The 16,331-nt window shown below is 57.0% G+C and carries 12 protein-coding genes and 1 tRNA gene; 6 read left to right on the forward strand and 7 right to left on the reverse strand.

The genetic code is table 11. The annotated features are described in order from the left end of the window. Positions 1–46 precede the first annotated feature (46 nt). From D0N36_RS15460 to D0N36_RS20155, 4 genes are all read right to left on the reverse strand, one after another. Entirely contained in the window at positions 47–1,975 is a 1,929-nt protein-coding gene (locus tag D0N36_RS15460) for a hypothetical protein (RefSeq protein WP_116942747.1), read from the reverse strand. Positions 1,976–2,174: 199 nt separating this feature from the next. Then, on the reverse strand, positions 2,175–2,960 hold the full coding sequence (locus tag D0N36_RS15465; protein ID WP_116942748.1) for a PASTA domain-containing protein: 786 nt from the start codon (positions 2,958–2,960) through the stop codon (positions 2,175–2,177). Positions 2,961–3,191: 231 nt separating this feature from the next. Beyond that, entirely contained in the window at positions 3,192–4,361 is a 1,170-nt protein-coding gene (locus D0N36_RS20150; RefSeq protein ID WP_317191490.1) for a hypothetical protein, read from the reverse strand. Next, positions 4,346–5,896: a hypothetical protein gene (locus D0N36_RS20155; RefSeq protein ID WP_317191491.1), complete on the reverse strand. Its 1,551-nt coding sequence runs from the start codon at positions 5,894–5,896 to the stop codon at positions 4,346–4,348. The genes D0N36_RS20150 and D0N36_RS20155 overlap by 16 nt, the downstream gene beginning before the upstream one ends. Positions 5,897–6,149: 253 nt before the next feature. On the opposite strand from D0N36_RS20155, the gene D0N36_RS15475 reads away from it, so the two are divergent. Further along, positions 6,150–7,343, forward strand: coding sequence for a phosphoglycerate kinase (locus tag D0N36_RS15475; protein WP_116942749.1), 1,194 nt, complete (start codon positions 6,150–6,152; stop codon positions 7,341–7,343). Between the two features lie 249 nt (positions 7,344–7,592). Here D0N36_RS15475 and D0N36_RS15480 read toward each other — a convergent pair whose 3' ends face one another. From D0N36_RS15480 to D0N36_RS15490, 3 genes are all read right to left on the reverse strand, one after another. Further along, entirely contained in the window at positions 7,593–8,249 is a 657-nt protein-coding gene (locus D0N36_RS15480) for a hypothetical protein (RefSeq protein ID WP_116942750.1), read from the reverse strand. Positions 8,250–8,335: 86 nt separating this feature from the next. After that, entirely contained in the window at positions 8,336–9,628 is a 1,293-nt protein-coding gene (locus D0N36_RS15485) for a site-2 protease family protein (protein ID WP_242478944.1), read from the reverse strand. Continuing rightward, on the reverse strand, positions 9,612–10,250 hold the full coding sequence (locus D0N36_RS15490) for an HAD family hydrolase (protein WP_116942751.1): 639 nt from the start codon (positions 10,248–10,250) through the stop codon (positions 9,612–9,614). Before D0N36_RS15490 ends, D0N36_RS15485 begins: the two co-directional genes overlap by 17 nt. A gap of 168 nt (positions 10,251–10,418) precedes the next feature. Between D0N36_RS15490 and D0N36_RS15495 the strand changes: the two genes are divergently transcribed. From D0N36_RS15495 to D0N36_RS15515, 5 genes are all read left to right on the forward strand, one after another. Beyond that, a tRNA-Ile gene (locus D0N36_RS15495) sits at positions 10,419–10,492 on the forward strand. 388 nt (positions 10,493–10,880) lie between these two features. After that, entirely contained in the window at positions 10,881–11,057 is a 177-nt protein-coding gene (locus D0N36_RS20310) for a helix-turn-helix domain-containing protein (protein WP_410504165.1), read from the forward strand. 279 nt (positions 11,058–11,336) lie between these two features. Beyond that, positions 11,337–12,395, forward strand: a complete 1,059-nt coding sequence (locus D0N36_RS15505) for a hypothetical protein (RefSeq protein WP_147320937.1) — start codon at positions 11,337–11,339, stop codon at positions 12,393–12,395. Positions 12,396–12,451: 56 nt separating this feature from the next. After that, a complete protein-coding gene (locus D0N36_RS15510; RefSeq protein WP_116942754.1) occupies positions 12,452–14,095 on the forward strand; it encodes a hypothetical protein in 1,644 nt (547 codons plus the stop codon). Positions 14,096–14,184: 89 nt separating this feature from the next. Continuing rightward, positions 14,185–15,903: a type I restriction-modification system subunit M gene (locus D0N36_RS15515; RefSeq protein WP_116942755.1), complete on the forward strand. Its 1,719-nt coding sequence runs from the start codon at positions 14,185–14,187 to the stop codon at positions 15,901–15,903. The last annotated feature ends 428 nt before the right edge of the window (positions 15,904–16,331 follow it).

The raw sequence follows: 16,331 nt of genomic DNA on the forward strand, positions 1-16,331 counted from the left end.
CAATAACAAAAAAGCCAGAGAATGAGCACTTACTTCGTTTTAAAACTCATTGTGCCCCTACCGCCAGCCGTTGCGTCAGCACCTGGCCATCGGGCAGCAGCAGGCGCACGAAGTACAGGCCGGCGGGCAGCGGCAGCCGTAGCTCGGGCCGGCCGGCCTCGGTGGCGGGCTGCTCCCATACCACCCGGCCCAGGGCATCGAGCACGGTGGCGTGGCGGTAGGGACCGGGCACCTGCACCCGACCGTTGGGGGTAGGGTTGGGCGCAAGGCGGTAGCGGGCGGCTAGCTCGGTGGCCGGCGTGGCGGTTACTACGCTGCTTCCCATCAGCGGCCGCAGCATCAGGGCGCCGGCGGGGCTGTAATTGGTGGCGGGGTTGAACGTTTGCCAGGCGCCCTGCGAACCAAAGTACAGGTAATCGGGCGGGGAGGCATTGTTCAAATCGTAGCCAAATTCTATAAACTGCGTGGTAGGAGCCTGGCCGTAGCCGGCAAAAAAGCGGCCGCTCACTTTCACCGGCGCATCAAACACCACCTCTACGTAGGGCTGGCCGGCCGGTAGCGTGAGGGGCACCACAAAGGTTTTGGTGGCTTTGGGCTCGGCCATCGGCTGGCCGCTACCGTCAACAGCATCCCAGATGGCGGCCGTAAGCGTGCGGCCGCCGGCCGTGGCCAGCACGGGGTACAGGCGCAGGGCCCGCACTTGGTCGGGCTGGTTGAGGTCGAAGCGCAGGGCGTAGTAGCTGGGTGGGCCGGTCGAGGCCGGGGCCAGGCTCAGCGAGGCTTCGGCCGTGCCGTCGTCGTAGGCAAAGTAGTCGCTCAAGTCGGTGCGGCGGCTGGCGGTGTCGTTGGCGAGCGTGCGCGGGTCGGTTTCGTTGGTGATAAGCACCACCCGCTGCCGCAGCTGCTTTGCGGCGGGTGTGAGGGGCACGGCGGCTGTGCTGGGGTTGCCCGCTATCGGGAACTGCCGGACTCCGGCATCGAGCGAGGCGTTGCCCCGTAAAAATATGGATGTGGTGTTATCGGGCAGCACATCGAGTAGGCCCAGCCAGGTAATGGGCGTAGGGGCGGGGCCGGCGTCGAGGTTGTTGGCTGTGGTAGCGGTGCGCGAAGCCAGCTCCTGGGTTGGGTTGGCGTTGAATTGGTTTACCGGCATGGCCGTGTAGCGGCGCAGGGCGCTGGGCAGAGCCCGGCTGGTGGCAATGTCGCGGAAGGTCGAGTCGGTGGCCGAGCGGTTGCGGTCGAGGCGCACGTAGTCCACGCTCCAGGCGTCGCGGGCGTTGTAGAGGTAGCCGCTGGTACGAATCCGGAACTGGAAGTTGCCATGCAGGTAGCCGTCCTTATCAAGCGGCAGGGCCTTGAAACGGAAGTTGGTCGTATCGCCCGGGCTATTCAACTGCCATACCTGGTCCCAGAGGCCGTTACGGTTCCTGAACTCGACGTAGAGCGCGATGGGCCGGGTGCCGCCGGATTCGGGCCGGCCGCGCCGGGTGCCGGCCTGCCAGAAAAAGCTCAGGTATACCTTGTCGGTGGGCAGTAATCCGCTCAGGTCGATGGGCTGCGAAGTCAACGAGTCGGCGTCGCCCACCCGCCCAATGGCGCCGCGGGGCCGCCCGAGCCCGTCGAGGCCGTCGAGCGTGGCCACGTTGCGCGAAATAGGCCGGCGCGGATAACGGTTGTTCACCAGCGCCCCGCCCGTGGGCTCCCAGCGTTGCGCATCGGGCCGACCTTCGGGCTGGCGCGCAAAATCATCGAAAAACGGCAGCGGCAGCACCACCGCCCGCCGGGCCGCATCGGCGTCGTTCACCAGCGCGTGGGCTGGCTCGGAGCCCAGCGGCCGGACTTGCTGCGCCTGGCCAAAAAGGGGTGTCAGCAGCAGCAGAATCAGTACGAAACGGTAGCAATACGTCATAGCAAAGAAGGAAAAGCAGGTTTCCGAGGCGAAACACCCAATCGTCAGGTTCAGGAGTACCCGCATAAACGAAGTAAGGCCCGCTGGCGTGCAACGAACCTTACCAAAGTTTTGAGCAGAACGGCGTAGGGGCGGGGCTTGCCCCCGCCCGCCATGGGAACAGACGCTTTAGCGCCTAAAGTGCCCGCTCAACAGCAACCGTTCAGGGGCAACCGTTCAACGGCGGGCGGGGGCAAGCCCCGCCACTACGTCGTTCTGCTGACCGCTAATCCACTCCCTTCAGCGGGCCTGAGCCGGCTACCCACAGGTCGACGAGCTGGCCCATGCGGATGGTGCTGCCGGCGCCGGGCACCGGGCGTTGCTTGATAACCATGCCGTCGGCCTCGCCGTTGGGGGCTGGTTCGTAGAAGATTTCGCCCACCTGCAGGCCCTGGCCCACGAGCAGGGTCGTGGCCTCATCGGCGGGCATGTTCACGAGGTTGGGCACTGGAAACTCCTGGTTACCCAGCCCGTCGCCCACTTCCAGATCTACGCGGGTACCCTTGGTAATGGGGTCGCCGGCCGCTATTTCCTTGCCGTTCACCGACTGCCGCAGCACGGCGTCCTTCAGAATGTTAGGCACAAATTTGAGCTGGCCGACCACCAGATCGTAGCTCTTAAGAATCATCTGGGCGTTTTTCACCGAGCCGTCGGTGAGCTTGGGCATCTTGATGACGGGCGGATTCTTCATCGACACCGTTACGTAGAGCTTGCGGCCTTCCTTCACCTGCTCGCCCGCCTTGGGCTCCTGCTGCAGCACCGTGCCGGGCTTGATGCCGGAGTTGTACGTGCTGTCATCAACCAGATAATCGAGGTTCCGCTCGTCGAGGTAATCCTCCAGGTCGGCCTGGTTCATGCCCGTTACCTTGGGCACCACAATAGTTTCGCCGTGGTTGGTGGTGATGGGCAGATACACCTGAAAAAAACCGAACACCAGCGCCCCCACGAGCACCAGAATCAGGAGCAGGTGCTTGAGCAAATCGGCCGGCGTATCGGAACGGAGAAAAGACATTTAGTAGGGAGAAGCTGGGAGTTGGAAGCTAGGAGCCAGAAGGGCAAAGTTATAATATTGGCGCGGTGTGGTGCTAACGACACAAAACGTTGTCATGCTGAGCGAAGCGGAGCGTAGTCGAAGCCTCTCTACCGCCATGCTAATTCCCCGTGTATGGGTTTACTTGTTGCAGTAGAGATGCTTCGACTGCGCCTCCGGCTGCGCTCAGCATGACAATGTTTTGCTATTTCTTCAACCAGCCGCGGTCTGCTGCGCCGTGCGCTGCTTGCCGAACTCCAGAATCTGGTCGATGAACTGGTAGGGCGTGTAGCCGGCCAGCGCCGTTTGGTGGAAGATGCAGGTGGCGGGCGTCATGCCGGGCAGCGAGTTCACCTCGATGATGAGCACCTCCACGGCCCCGTTGGCGCGCACCCGCACGAAGGCGTCGATGCGGGCGTAACCCTGGATATGCAGGATTTCGGCCACCCGGCGCAGTTCCCGCTTCACTTCCTCCGAAATACGCTGCCGCTCGGCGGCCTCGGGGGCGTAGCGGGCCGGGGTGATGTTCTGGCCTTCGCCGGCCAGAAACTTCTCCTCCAGGCTCAGCACTTCACCCGTGGCCAGGGCCTCGGAAGCCTCGAACACCTCGATTTCCAGCTCGCCGTTCGGGCCCCAGTGCGTAAGCAGACCGCCGGTTACTTCCAGGAAATGCGCGGCTCCGTCGCGGTCAATTAGTGTCTCGACCAAGAAGGCCTCCTTGCGCGGGAATTCCTCCTTGAAGCCCAGGCTGAGCGTGGTGGCCTCGGCGGGCATCAACTCCTCCTGGTCGCGGAAAATGAGGCGGGTGAAGGCCTCCAGCTCCGCGCGGGTCTTGATTTTCTTCACCGCCGAGGAGCAGCCGTCGTCGGCGGGCTTGGCGATGAAAGGGTAGGGGAACTGGGTTTCGAGGCCGCGGAAGAAGTTTTCCGGGTCGGCAGCCCACTCCAGACGGGTGGCCATGCGGTGTTCGGCCACCCGCAGGCCAGCTTCGCGCAGGCGGCGGTTGGTGTCGAACTTATTGATGGTAACCTGGCTGCTGGCCACGCCCGAGCCGTTGTAGGGCAGTCCGAACTGCTCCAGTTGCTGCTGCAGCGCGCCGTCTTCGCCGGGGCGGCCGTGCAGGGCAATGAATACCTCGTCGACCATGCCGGCCAGCTCCTCGAACGTTACCCGGCGGGGCTGGGTGGCGGCCGGTCCGGCGTAGGTGCTCGTGATGCCCTCGGCCTCGCGGCGGATGCGCTCCAGAATCGGGTGGGTTTCGTGGCCGGCCTCGTGGTGCTCAATCTTCTCGCGGATATCGTCGGCGTTGTCCTTGAGCATCACATTGATGGGCAGCACGTAGAGCCGGAACTCCGCGCTGCTCCCAGTCAGGAATACCGGCACGGCTCATACTTCACCGACGAGCTGAGCTTCTCGTAGATGTTGCGCCCGCTCTCCACCGAAATGTGCCGTTCCGAGGAGTAACCGCCCATAATGACAGCTACCCGAATGCGTTTCTGCTCGCCTGCCGCCCGCGCCGCCACGGCCGCATCGAGCCGGGCCAGCCGGGCCGCCAGCTTCACCGGCCGCAGCCCGCCGCGCCGCCGCGCTGCCAGCGAAGTGCGAATTAGGTAAGTAAGGAACTGGCTGGGGTTGAGCCCGATTTCGGCCGCCTGGTGGAAGAAGAACGAAGCCGGCAACATGCCCGACGTGGTGTTAGGGTCGTTGAGGAAAAGGGTGCCGTCGGCCTGAATGAAACCGTCGAGGCGGGCGTATACCTGGAAGCCGAAGGTGCGGAACATGGTTTCGCAGGCGTCGCGGATGGCCTGGATGTCGGCCTCGGGCAGGTCGATGGGCGTGATTTTGCGGGCCAGGCCGGGCAGGTACTTCGAGCGGTAGTCGAACATCTCCTCGCCCTTCACAATCTCGGTGGGCGGCAACGCCAGCGGCTGGCCTTTGGGGTCTTCCAGCACGATGCACGAGAACTCGCGTCCCTGCACGAAGCTCTCCACCAGCACCTGCGTTTCGCCCTCCACGCTCGTCAGCATCACACTTTCGGCTGTCGCCAGCCGCTCGTTCAGCGCATGCAGTAGCTCTTCAGGTCGATATATAATGCTTGAGCTATCAGTTGAATCCAATGTAACCGGCAGACCAATGCCGTCTCGGATATCGACGAGGCGCTGGAGCCAGCTGATTTTTTGGGCGTCGCTCAGGCTCTGCCACTCGGTTTGCGTAACGGTTTTGCGGAACAGGCTGCGCTCAATGGCGGTGGCAAACTGGTCCACGTTGGCTTCGCGCAGAATGCTGATGCCAATGCTGCTGCCCTGGCGCGGGGCTTTGAACACCAGCGGTAAACCCAGCTTGCGCACCAGATAATCGAGCGTGGCCTGTGGGTCGGCAGCGTCCCAGTCTTCGGCCGTAATCAGCCGGAAATCGGGGGTGGGTTGGCCCAGGGCTTTGAGCAATTTCTTCTGGGCAACCTTATCAATGCCAAAAGCCGAGGGCAGAATGCCGGAGCCCGAGTACGGGATGCCGTACCATTCCAACAGGCCCTGGATGGCCCCATCTTCGCCGCCCGGCCCGTGCAGGGCCAGGAAGACGAAGTCAATGAGCTGGCTTAGCTCGCGTGGTTCCACGCGGCGGCCGACCTCATTTATAATGCGGTCCTGCTCCTCCGGACTCAGCTCGCCCAGGCTCTCGAAGTAGAGCTGCACCGGCACAGTGCTGGGCGGAAGCGCAGAAACGGGCGGGTAAAAGTCGCGGATGGTGCCCTTGTAAATGAACTCCCAGTTGAGTAGGATGAAGTTGCCGCTGCTGTCGACAAACACCGGCACAGCCTCAAACAGGGCCTTATCGAGGTTGTCGTATACCGTGCGGCCGCCCGCAAAACTGATTTCCCGCTCCCGCGACGGGCCGCCAAAGAAGATGCCTATTTTCATACAAGGGCAAAGGTACGGGTTTGAAAGATTGGGTGCGGGCGTCCCGGGGGCTGGTAGAACGGGACGATACAACGGCGTAGGGGCGGGGCTTGTCCCCGCCCGCCATCCGAACAGTCGTTGCCCCTCATTATGAATAGGTTGCAAACAGCAAAACTGCCCTCGCGGCGGGCGGGGGCAAGCCCCGCCCCTACGCCGTTTCTTTACCCCTTCCGCAACCCCTATCTTCGCCCCAAGCCAAACCTATTCCCATTCCATGAAAACCCTCGATCAGTACAACTTCGCCGGCAAGCGGGCCGTGGTGCGCGTTGATTTCAACGTGCCGCTCGACAAGGACTTCACCATCACCGACGACACCCGCATCCGGGCCGCCACGCCGACCATCAAAAAGATTCTGGCCGACGGCGGCTCCGTGGTGCTGCTCTCGCACCTGGGCCGGCCCAAAGGCGGCCCCGAGGATAAGTTTTCGCTGCGCCACATCGTAAGCCGCCTGAGTCAGGAGTACGGCCAGGAAGTGCAGTTTGCCGATGATGCGCTGAAGGCTGAAGAGAAGGCGAAGGCCCTGCAGCCCGGCCAGGTTCTGCTGGTCGAAAATGTGCGTTTTAATAAGGAAGAAGAAAAGGGCGACGCTGATTTTGCCGCTAAGCTGGCCAAACTGGGCGATGTGTACGTGAACGATGCCTTCGGTACGGCCCACCGTCGCCACGCCTCCACGGCCGTTATGGCCGAGAGCTTCGCGCCCGCCGACCGCATAGGCGGCTACCTGATGCAGAGCGAGCTGGATAACGCCAAAAAGGTGCTCGAAAAGTCTGAGCGGCCCTTCACGGCCATCATGGGCGGGGCCAAAATATCCGATAAAATCCTCATCATCGAGAAGCTGCTCGACAAGGTAGATAACCTACTCATCGGCGGCGGCATGGCCTATACCTTCGCCAAGGCCCAGGGTGGCAGCATCGGTAACTCGCTGCTCGAAGAAGATAAAATGCCCCTGGCCCTGGAGCTCATCGAGAAGGCCAAAGCCAAAGGCGTGAACCTGCTGCTGCCCACCGACAGCCTCATTGCCGACAAGTTCGCCAACGACGCCGAAACCAAAGTGGCGGCCAACGACCAGATTCCGGACGGCTGGCTCGGCCTCGACCTCGGCCCCGACTCCATCAAATCCTTCACCGAGGTAATCAGTAAGTCGAAAACCATCCTCTGGAATGGCCCGATGGGCGTGTTCGAGATGCCCACTTTCGCCAAAGGCACCACGGCCGTAGCTCAAACCATTGCCGATGCCACCCGCGAGTCGGGCGCCTTCAGCCTCATTGGCGGCGGCGACTCGGCCGCGGCTGTCAACCAACTCGGTTTCGCCGACCAAGTGAGCTACATCAGCACCGGCGGCGGCGCGCTGCTGGAGTACATGGAAGGCAAGGAACTGCCCGGCGTAGCGGCGCTGGAAGCAGAGTAAACGTCGCCAGAAGTGAGTACCAAGAAGTGAGAGGTGAGACTTTCGTGCTGACGGCCCATTGGGGAAGCCAGCACGAAAGTCTCACCTCTCACTTTTGCTTAACCTAAGTTGCGGAGGGCGGTGTAGGGGCGGGGCTTGCCCCCGCCCGCCGTTGGAACTGACTGTTGAACGGCTGTTTGAGGCCCCATAAAGCCCGTGCCGACGGCGGGCGGGGACAAGCCCCGCCCCTACGTCGTGCCGACAGACTCCCTAATTCAAATACGGCGTTTCCAGATCCATGCCCATGAGTTTGAGGGGTTCGAGGGAGGGGCGGCCGGTGAGGCGGGTGCTGAGGACGCGCAGCTCGGGCTCACTCAGCACATCGAGGTTGTGGAGCCAGTGCAGGCGGTGCAATTGCAGCTCGATGGGTCCGAGCGGATTGACCTGGGCGTACTCCTCGCGCAGGTAGGCGTGGGCGCGCAGGCGCAGCGCCTCGGTGAAGGTTTCGAGGGCGGCGCGCTGGCTGGGCCGGTCGTGCAGCGTGAGGCGGATGCGGTTGGTGGCCAGCGTGGCGCGGCGGCCGAAGTAGCGGCGCGCCAGCCACAGCCCGCCCAGGCCCAACACGAAGCCCAGGCCGGCGGCCCACATTTCGGGCGGTACGGGCTCTCCGGCCTTGTCGGTAAACAGCCGGCTTACGCCCTGCACCGCAAACCAGATTAGCAGCCATAGCCAAGAGGGCGGCAGTCGCACCGGGGGCGGCGCCTGGTACTCCAGCTCCACGGGCAGCAGCTCCTCGTACGGAATCTCGGTTTCCAGCCATGCCGTGCCGTCGCGGCGGCGCTGGCTCACGTACAGGCCATGCTGGCGCAGCAGCAGCAGCGAAGAACCCCGGAAAAGATTTGATTGGGAGAATTGGGGGATAGTCATTTAAAGAGAAGCCGATAAAACCTGTCATTCCAGGCAACGCGAGGAATCTGGATTAAAGCGTTGAAGCGGAATGCCGTGAGTACGGCTTACTGGATAATAATGGGTGAAGGGGCGAAGCAAAGCACAAAAATAAGCAGCATCAGCCAGCCCAGCACCTTGCGGCCCGGCGAGAGGGGCCGTTCGTCGGGGGCGGGCGGGTGGAAAATACCGGTGGTGCGGGCCAGCAGCAGCCCGAACAGCAGCCAGCCGGGGTTGCCCTGCAGGCCGGGGAAGGCCGAGGCCAACGCCACTTGGCCCAACGCCACCGCGCCCACCAGAAACAGCGCCCGGCGGGCCGTGGGGGCTGCCCGCCGCAGCACCAGCCACAGATACAGCAAGTAGGGCAGGCTCCAGGTCAGCCAGTCTTCGGTGCTGGTTCGCAGGGTGAACAGGCCCAGTCCGGCGTAGAAAATAAAGGCCAGGAACAGCAGCACCGACACCCGCGCCGCCCGCCGCGGCCCCAGCAACCCGTACACAATGTGGCCGCCATCGAGCTGGCCGATGGGCAGCAGGTTGAGGGCCGTGAAAAACAGCGAGAACACGCCCGCCACCAGTACCGGGTAGTGCAGCAGCTCGTACGGGTGCGGTAGCCGGGCTGGGTCGGCCAGCAGCGCCGCCATGGCCTGAAACAGCAGCGGCTGCCCCAGCGTGACGATGCTGCCGGCCGGTAGGTTCTGGTAGGCGTAGCGGGCATAATCGGCCCCGTACTGCCGCAGCTCCGGATGAATCTGGAACAGATACTCCAGCGGCGGCAGGTGCGTGAGGCCGTACCAGAGCACGCCCACGGCCACCACAAAGCCCGCCAGCGGCCCGGCCAAGCCCACATCGAAAAACTCGCGCCGCGAATGAATCTGCTCTTTTATGCGGATAACCGCCCCGAAGGTGCCAAAGCCCAGCGGCAGCGGAATAAAGTAGGGCAGCGTGGCCCCAATGCGGTTGTAGCGGGCCGTGAAGTAGTGCCCAAACTCGTGCACCGTGAGCACCGCTAGAAACGGCCCTGCATACCACAGCCCCGGCTTCAGCTCCGCCCAGATTTGCGCCACCGGCTGAGCCAGCAGCTCAAACGGTAGCATCGTCTGCAGAAAGGTGTTGTCGATGAGCGTTACGCCGGCCAGCGTGGTGGTGAGCAGCGTAACCAGGAACAGCAGCAGGTGCAGGCCGTAACGCACTGGCCGGGGCCAGGGGGCCCGTTCGTAACGCTGGAACACCAGCTGAGCATCGGCTTCAGCCTCGGCGGCTGTGAAGGCGGGCGGCCCGGCCGCGTCGGGAAACGGCAGGGGCAGCAGGGGTTCAGGCGGCGGGGTATGTTCGGGCCGAGTGGGGTCAGGCGGAAAAGGCACGGATGGCGGCGGGCAGGGCGTCCTGCAAGGTAAGGGGCGGAGTCAGGAAAAGCGTGTGCAGCCCCAGTCGGCGGGCGGTTGCTATGTGCTGGGAACTGTCTTCGATAAACAACGTATCCGCCGCCTGCCAGTTCATTTCGCGCAGCGCGTGCCGGAATATTTCCTCGCCCGGCTTGCGCAGGCCCACTTCCTGTGAGTAAAATACCCGGTCGAGGCAGTCGGCAATGCCATGCTGCAGGCCATACTGCTCCTTTAGCCGCCGGTTGATTTCGGTGATGTGCAGGTGATTAGTATTGGATAACAAAGCCGTCTGATACCCTTGGGCCCGCAACTCTGCCAGCAGTGCCAGCCGCTCGGCTGGTACGTCGAGCAGCATGGCGTGCCAGGCTTCATCCAACTGTGCATCGGTGGCCTGCAAACCATAATGCTCGCGCAGCCCGTTCCGGAATTCAGCTGCCGAAATCTGGCCGGTTTCCAATTGGTCGAACAGCCCGGCTTGGGCCGCCTGCGTGAACTCGATGCCGCTGCCCAAGGCCCGCATGGCCTCCAGGGTGCGGTTGTAATCAATATTAATGATGACGCCGCCGAAATCGAACAGCAGGTGGGGAAGTTTCTGAGCCATAGGTTTGGAGCGGAGTAGGGGAGGCCGCAGGGCCGGGCGACAAGGCTGGCTGCCCACCGCATAACACGACCCACCGCCAGTTTTGACTGATAAAAAATTGCAAATCCAACCGCAAAAGTCGAAGTTTGCAGGGCTGAAACCAACCGCCCCGGCAGTTGATTAGGCAACGGGCCTATAGCTCAATCGGTTAGAGCAATTGACTCATAATCAATAGGTCACTGGTTCGATTCCAGTTGGGCCCACAACTAAATCCCATAAAACTCTCTGATTGAGAGTTTTATGGGATTTTTTGTTTCGTAGTATATCCTTTGGGTATCGGTCCTTAAGGATTATGCACTATAAATGGCTTAATTCTATTAAAAACCACATATGTGCTCAATTCCGAGCCTTCTATTCCTCTTTGATGTGAGAACAGTAGAACTATAAGCCTTTTGATAAGCAAACCAGCAGTAGAATAGTGCTGGGGATTAAAGTGAAGTACAACTGTAACAAAAGTGCCTGCTTTCCGGAATTAGCGGCATGAAACAATTCCTGTATACCACACTCTCTCCAGAGGACCTTCAAGCACTAGTCTGTAAAGCAGTTGCAGAGGCTTTAAGGACCCAACCCGCTCCGGTTACGACGGCTGACATGTTTACCGTAAAAGATGCCGCAAAGCGTCTTAGACGCTCAGAAAAATTTGTGCGGGATGAAATACGACTTGGTAGACTCCATGCCGACAATTCAAACCGCAATACACCACGGCGAGCCTCAATCAGATTACGGGAGTCAGATATTCAAGCTTACTTAAAGCGTCTTAGAGGATAATATCTTGATTATTAAAGATTTCTATTTGTATAGTGCTTTTTAATTACGTGTCATATGAGTTTAATTATAAACGAAGACTGCAAGCTATTATGTGTATCGTGAATAAAAGGGTTTAAAGGCCCTGAAGGCAATTCACTACCGCTAGTTTTCCCGCTTTACAATGCATTTTTAACAGCTAATAAATGGCTGGGGTCACAGCTGTGCCCTTAACTATATGGTGTGGTAATTCCCCATAAATCTAAGAACTCTTAATCAACCGAACCTTAAACCCTATCAAGTATGAATAATCAAACACATTCTTCCTCAAGCCTGGAATTTAATATTGGGATAGATACTCTAAAAATTCTAATCCCGAAAGCTTGCTTCATGAGTGAACCAACTACGTTTAGAGGGCAGTATTTTGCGCCTGTAGAACATCCAGAAGGTCTTATATCTATTCTTTCTGACAGGACCAGCACTGGGTATAACATAGAAATTGATTCCAGAATACTGGGAGTATCTAATCACTTGATTTCTAAAATGAATATTGCATATGTAATACAACTGCTAAACAGAACAGGTTATGTTGACCTAATACCAGATGCTTACAACTATGCTTTTGTGCAATCAGGCGATTTTACCATTGATATTATAACTGAAGAATCACCAGAGGTCTATTTGAAGCTTATAAGGGCTATGTATACTGGAGTAAAATATAGAAAAGAGGAGCATTCCAGAAACCAAAATATTACATTCTACTATTGCCGTGGCAAAAGCACACCCAAAAACGTGCACTTTAAAATATATGATAAGACCGCAAAGGATAAAAGGAATATTGTGCTCAAGAATACTTTGCGCTTTGAGCTAAGATTGAACAGCTACAAAAAAATACGAACTCATTTGATGCTTAGTGAGAATAATGCCGTTTCTCAAGACTATGGACTAAGGAAGCCAATACCGTTGATGAGTGTTTTGAATTCTAAGGAAAACCCAGTATTCAATATTTATAAAGATATCACCCAAAGCATCTACCAGTATGCTAATACTATAACAGCAACAAGCGGGGTATATAGCCCTGCAACTGTTACAGTAAGCAAGCCAGTTGTTTTCAGAGCTACTCTTACGTCTCGTAAAGAGCTGGAAAGATATTCGCTATTGAAGGAAGCTGAATATGACTTGGATAATTTATATAGTATTATCAAGCCCGTACTCAAATCAAAGCCTGGAAAACCAGCCACTGTGAAACCATATGGCTCAATACTCGCCAGCTACCAGCTATTCAGGGCAGGATTACAGCCACAGTATTCGATGCTTATGGAATTGTATGAAAAGCTACAGAATGGAATCTTAAAGACTTAGGAGTTGGGAGCGAGCTTTCCATACATTTAGGATACCATTGTGCCAACTCCCTCTGTATGGATTTCTTTACCTCTGAAGACCTAGAGCTGCTGCTACAGCACGCCGACCGAAATTTCAAACTTAATAACAAGGCTCATCAGCGGATTGAACAAGAGCTTTTAAGCGGCCCTATTGCCAAAACGAAGTTTTGGGCAAAGCTTCTTGGCGGAACTGGGTTCAAGGTTTCCATGAAATATAGAGCATGGCGGCAGGCAGGTACCGTTACAGACACAGACGGTAATCGTACTATGCGGCGGTTATTCAAGCCCTTTACTTGGGCCAGCTTGTTTCTTCCCGGGCAGCAACAATTCGGTGTGTTTTTTACCTTGGGAATTGATGCTGCTTCGCAAACCTTGATGTGGAAGCTTGATTGTCTGCGGCAAGGTGTAGCAGCCCTTGATACTAAGCTGATAGTGCGCTTTGATGATTTTATGCGGACCCGGGGGGGCATAGCTCTACCGGTAATGGTCCCTGTAGCAGAACTCCCTAACTGGAACTGGCCCCGTCTAGCGGCAGCTACGAAGTCTTACCTCGCTACCAACAAGACCATTTATCTGGATGCCATAGATTACGTTTGGCAAGGCCGGAACCCTTTAGAGGATAAATTAGCCCGTATTTGCTGGAATACGAGCGGGTGGCAAGTCCCTTCTGGGCCTGAGGGCAAGAGCCAAGATGCCAATTCACATGAACGCAGTGATGGACCAGGGTTTGGTGCTGAAGAATGGCTTTTCAACTTTAGCCGCTTAGCAGGAAATTACCATTACGCCTTTCTGCAACCGCTTAACAATGATGCTCACGAAGGGAAGGTGTATAACATCAAGCTTTACTCTCGCAACTCGGATACCCAGGAGTATTTTTATGTAGGCCGTATTCGCAATGCGGAAGTTCTGACTGACGCAATGAATCAGAAAATTCATACGAAGTACGAGGCTAAAGGCTGGTATGCAGAAATGGCCGACGAGCTTTGCCGTGCTACTGCAAACCCAGCAGCGGAATTGTTCAGCCCAATGTTTCTACATGGTCCTTTCAACTTCCGTTTTCGCCCTGAAGATGTTGAACGCCCCGATACTGACTCTGGAGTAGAATTGATAGAGGAATTCTCGACCTGGACCAATAACCATCGGTATGTCCTTTTAGCCGATACATCCCCAGAGGCAACGTACAACCCTTCTTGGAATCCTCAGCCTAAAATTATTCCCAAAGTCATTCTAAAAGGCGGTAAACAAGGTAAACAGCCTAAATCTCGTACTATTCAAGGCGGGAGTATTGAATTGAAGGCTCTGCATCAGCAGGTGCAGCGGAACCTATGCAAAGTGCTGAAGGAGCAATACCCTGGGGAACTTGTCGTAAAGGAAGCTGCAATTCAAGGCACTAACACCCGTATTGATGTAGTACGGGAGACCCCTACAGGGTTGGTGTTTTACGAAGTCAAAGTTTTACACTCAATCCGGGCTTGTATTCGCGAAGCGTTAGGCCAGCTGCTGGAGTATGCCTGTTGGTCTGACCCACAACTTTCACAAGAGTGGGTGATTGTATCGCATCATACCGTTACCCAAGAAGCAGAAGAATATCTGGATAGGTTACAGGCTACTTTTGACCTTCCAATTAGCTATATGCAGGTTGGACTGACAACAACGAAAACTCCGGCCGCTACTCTATAAAGGTTCGGGCTTCGAACTAGGTATTCTGCTGGCTCCCGGCTAATTTCGGCCCCCACTGCTTTGTGGGGGCCTCTGTCTTTTGCATTATTATGGACTTTAAACAATACGCCGCGCATATTTGGGCCGTGGCCGACCTCCTACGTGGGGACTATAAGCAGGCTGATTACGGGAAGGTGATATTACCCCTGACGGTGTTGCGCCGCCTGGATAGCGTCTTGGCCCCCACGAAGGCCGCCGTGCTGCTGGAGCATCCACGGACTCAGAGCCTACCCCCGGAAATGGCCGATATGGTGTTAAACCAAAAGTCTGGCCTAAGCTTCCACAACCATAGCCCTTTCGACTTCGAGCGTTTGGTTGGTGACCCCAACAACGTAGCCGCTAACCTACGGCACTACATCAACGGGTTCTCCCAAAACGCCCGCGAAATCCTGGAGCACTTTGAGTTTGACCACCAGATAACGAAGCTGGATTCAGCGGACTTGCTGTTCATGGTGTTGAAGAAGTTCCAGGAAATCGACCTTCACCCTAACACGGTGACACCGTTGGGCATGGGATATATCTTCGAGGAGCTTATCCGGAAGTTTGCGGAAAGCTCCAACGAAACCGCTGGTGAGCACTTCACCCCCAGAGAGGTAATCCGGTTGATGGTAAACCTGCTGTTCCTCCAGGACCGGGAAATCCTGACCAAGAAGGGTATTGTGAAGACAATTTACGACCCGGCTTGTGGTACGGGTGGCATGTTGTCGGTGGCAGAAGAGTACCTGCACGAGCTGAACGACGAAGCGCGGCTGGAATCCTTTGGCCAGGAGTTGAACCCGGAGTCGTACGCCATCTGCAAGGCTGATATGCTCATCAAGGGGCACCGGGCGGATAACATCAAACTTGGGAATAGCTTCACCCAGGACCAGTTGCCGGACGCTAAGTTCGACTACGTGCTGAGTAACCCACCGTTCGGGGTGGAATGGAAGAAGGCTCAGAAGTTCATCACCCAGGAGCATGAGAAGCTGGGCTACGCCGGTCGTTTTGGGCCCGGCTTACCGCGTATATCGGATGGGTCGCTGCTGTTCTTGCAGCACATGACCAGCAAGATGAAGAACACCGCCGAGGGCACCCGCTTGGCTATTGTGTTCAACGGGTCGCCGTTGTTTTCAGGGGCGGCGGGTAGTGGCGAGAGTGAAATCCGGCGCTGGCTGCTGGAGCGTGACATGTTGGAAGGCATCGTGGCGTTGCCCGACCAACTGTTCTACAACACCGGCATCACTACATACATCTGGATAGTGACGAACCGTAAGGCGGCGGAACGCAAGGGCAAAGTGCAACTGCTCAATACCGTGAGCTTCTTTCAGAAAATGCCGCGTAGCCTAGGTAACAAGCGCAACATCATTGCCGAAGACCAATTGGCCGATATTACTCTACTCTATGGCGACTTTGAGGAAGGGGAGTTTTGCAAAATCTTCCCCAATGAAGCCTTCGGTTACCGCCGCCTGACGGTGGAACGCCCCCTGCGCGACGCCCACGGTAAACCGGTGACGGATAAGAAAGGTAAACCCAAGGCCGATAGCAGCCTGCGCGACTTCGAGAACGTACCGTTGCTGGATGACCCTGACGACTACTTTCGGCAGGAAGTGCTGCCGCACGTGCCAGATGCGTTCCTTGACAACACCAAGACCAAAGAGGGCTACGAAATCAACTTCACCCGCTATTTCTACCAGTACCAAAACCTCCGCTCCCTCCAAGATATTCGCAATGATATCATGCGTTTGGAAACCCGGACTGAAGGTTTACTGAATCAAGTTATTGGAGCCTAATGGAGCGTTACACAGACTATAAGGACAGTGGCATTCAATGGGTCCCGGCACTTCCAACGCATTGGGAGCGAATGAAGTTAAAAGCACTTGTAGCTGTTAGAATCACGGATGGCCCACATGAGACACCTGAGTTCCTCGAAGAAGGAGTTCCATTTCTCTCTGCCGAGGCAATTAAAATAAATAGATTAGACTTCACCGCTCGGCGTGGCTATATTTCATTAGAACAGCACGAAGTGTATGCCCAAAAAAGTAGTGTAAAGTTAAATGATATACTTTTCTGTAAATCAGGTTCTACTACTGGTGACCTCCCCCCAATAAACTAGACCACGCTAAAGTAGAGAAATCAGGCCCTTGTCGTATCTTAAACCAAGAGACATGTGCCATGAAAAAGACAAAGTTTACCGAAGCCCAAATCGTGTTTGCGCTAC

This window comes from Hymenobacter lapidiphilus (assembly GCF_003417065.2).
Taxonomy (GTDB): Bacteria; Bacteroidota; Bacteroidia; order Cytophagales; family Hymenobacteraceae; genus Hymenobacter.

Bases quoted from the DNA above. Each gene is read 5' to 3' on its own strand.
- D0N36_RS15510 (WP_116942754.1), top strand. From the start codon at position 12,452: ATGGATTTCTTTACCTCTGAAGACCTAGAGCTGCTGCTACAGCACGCC.
- D0N36_RS15460 (WP_116942747.1), bottom strand. From the start codon at position 1,975: ATGCGGGTACTCCTGAACCTGACGATTGGGTGTTTCGCCTCGGAAACC.
- D0N36_RS20155 (WP_317191491.1), bottom strand. From the start codon at position 5,896: ATGAAAATAGGCATCTTCTTTGGCGGCCCGTCGCGGGAGCGGGAAATC.
- D0N36_RS15465 (WP_116942748.1), bottom strand. From the start codon at position 2,960: ATGTCTTTTCTCCGTTCCGATACGCCGGCCGATTTGCTCAAGCACCTG.
- D0N36_RS15515 (WP_116942755.1), top strand. From the start codon at position 14,185: ATGGACTTTAAACAATACGCCGCGCATATTTGGGCCGTGGCCGACCTC.
- D0N36_RS20310 (WP_410504165.1), top strand. From the start codon at position 10,881: ATGTTTACCGTAAAAGATGCCGCAAAGCGTCTTAGACGCTCAGAAAAA.
- D0N36_RS15505 (WP_147320937.1), top strand. From the start codon at position 11,337: ATGAATAATCAAACACATTCTTCCTCAAGCCTGGAATTTAATATTGGG.
- D0N36_RS15475 (WP_116942749.1), top strand. From the start codon at position 6,150: ATGAAAACCCTCGATCAGTACAACTTCGCCGGCAAGCGGGCCGTGGTG.
- D0N36_RS15480 (WP_116942750.1), bottom strand. From the start codon at position 8,249: ATGACTATCCCCCAATTCTCCCAATCAAATCTTTTCCGGGGTTCTTCG.
- D0N36_RS15490 (WP_116942751.1), bottom strand. From the start codon at position 10,250: ATGGCTCAGAAACTTCCCCACCTGCTGTTCGATTTCGGCGGCGTCATC.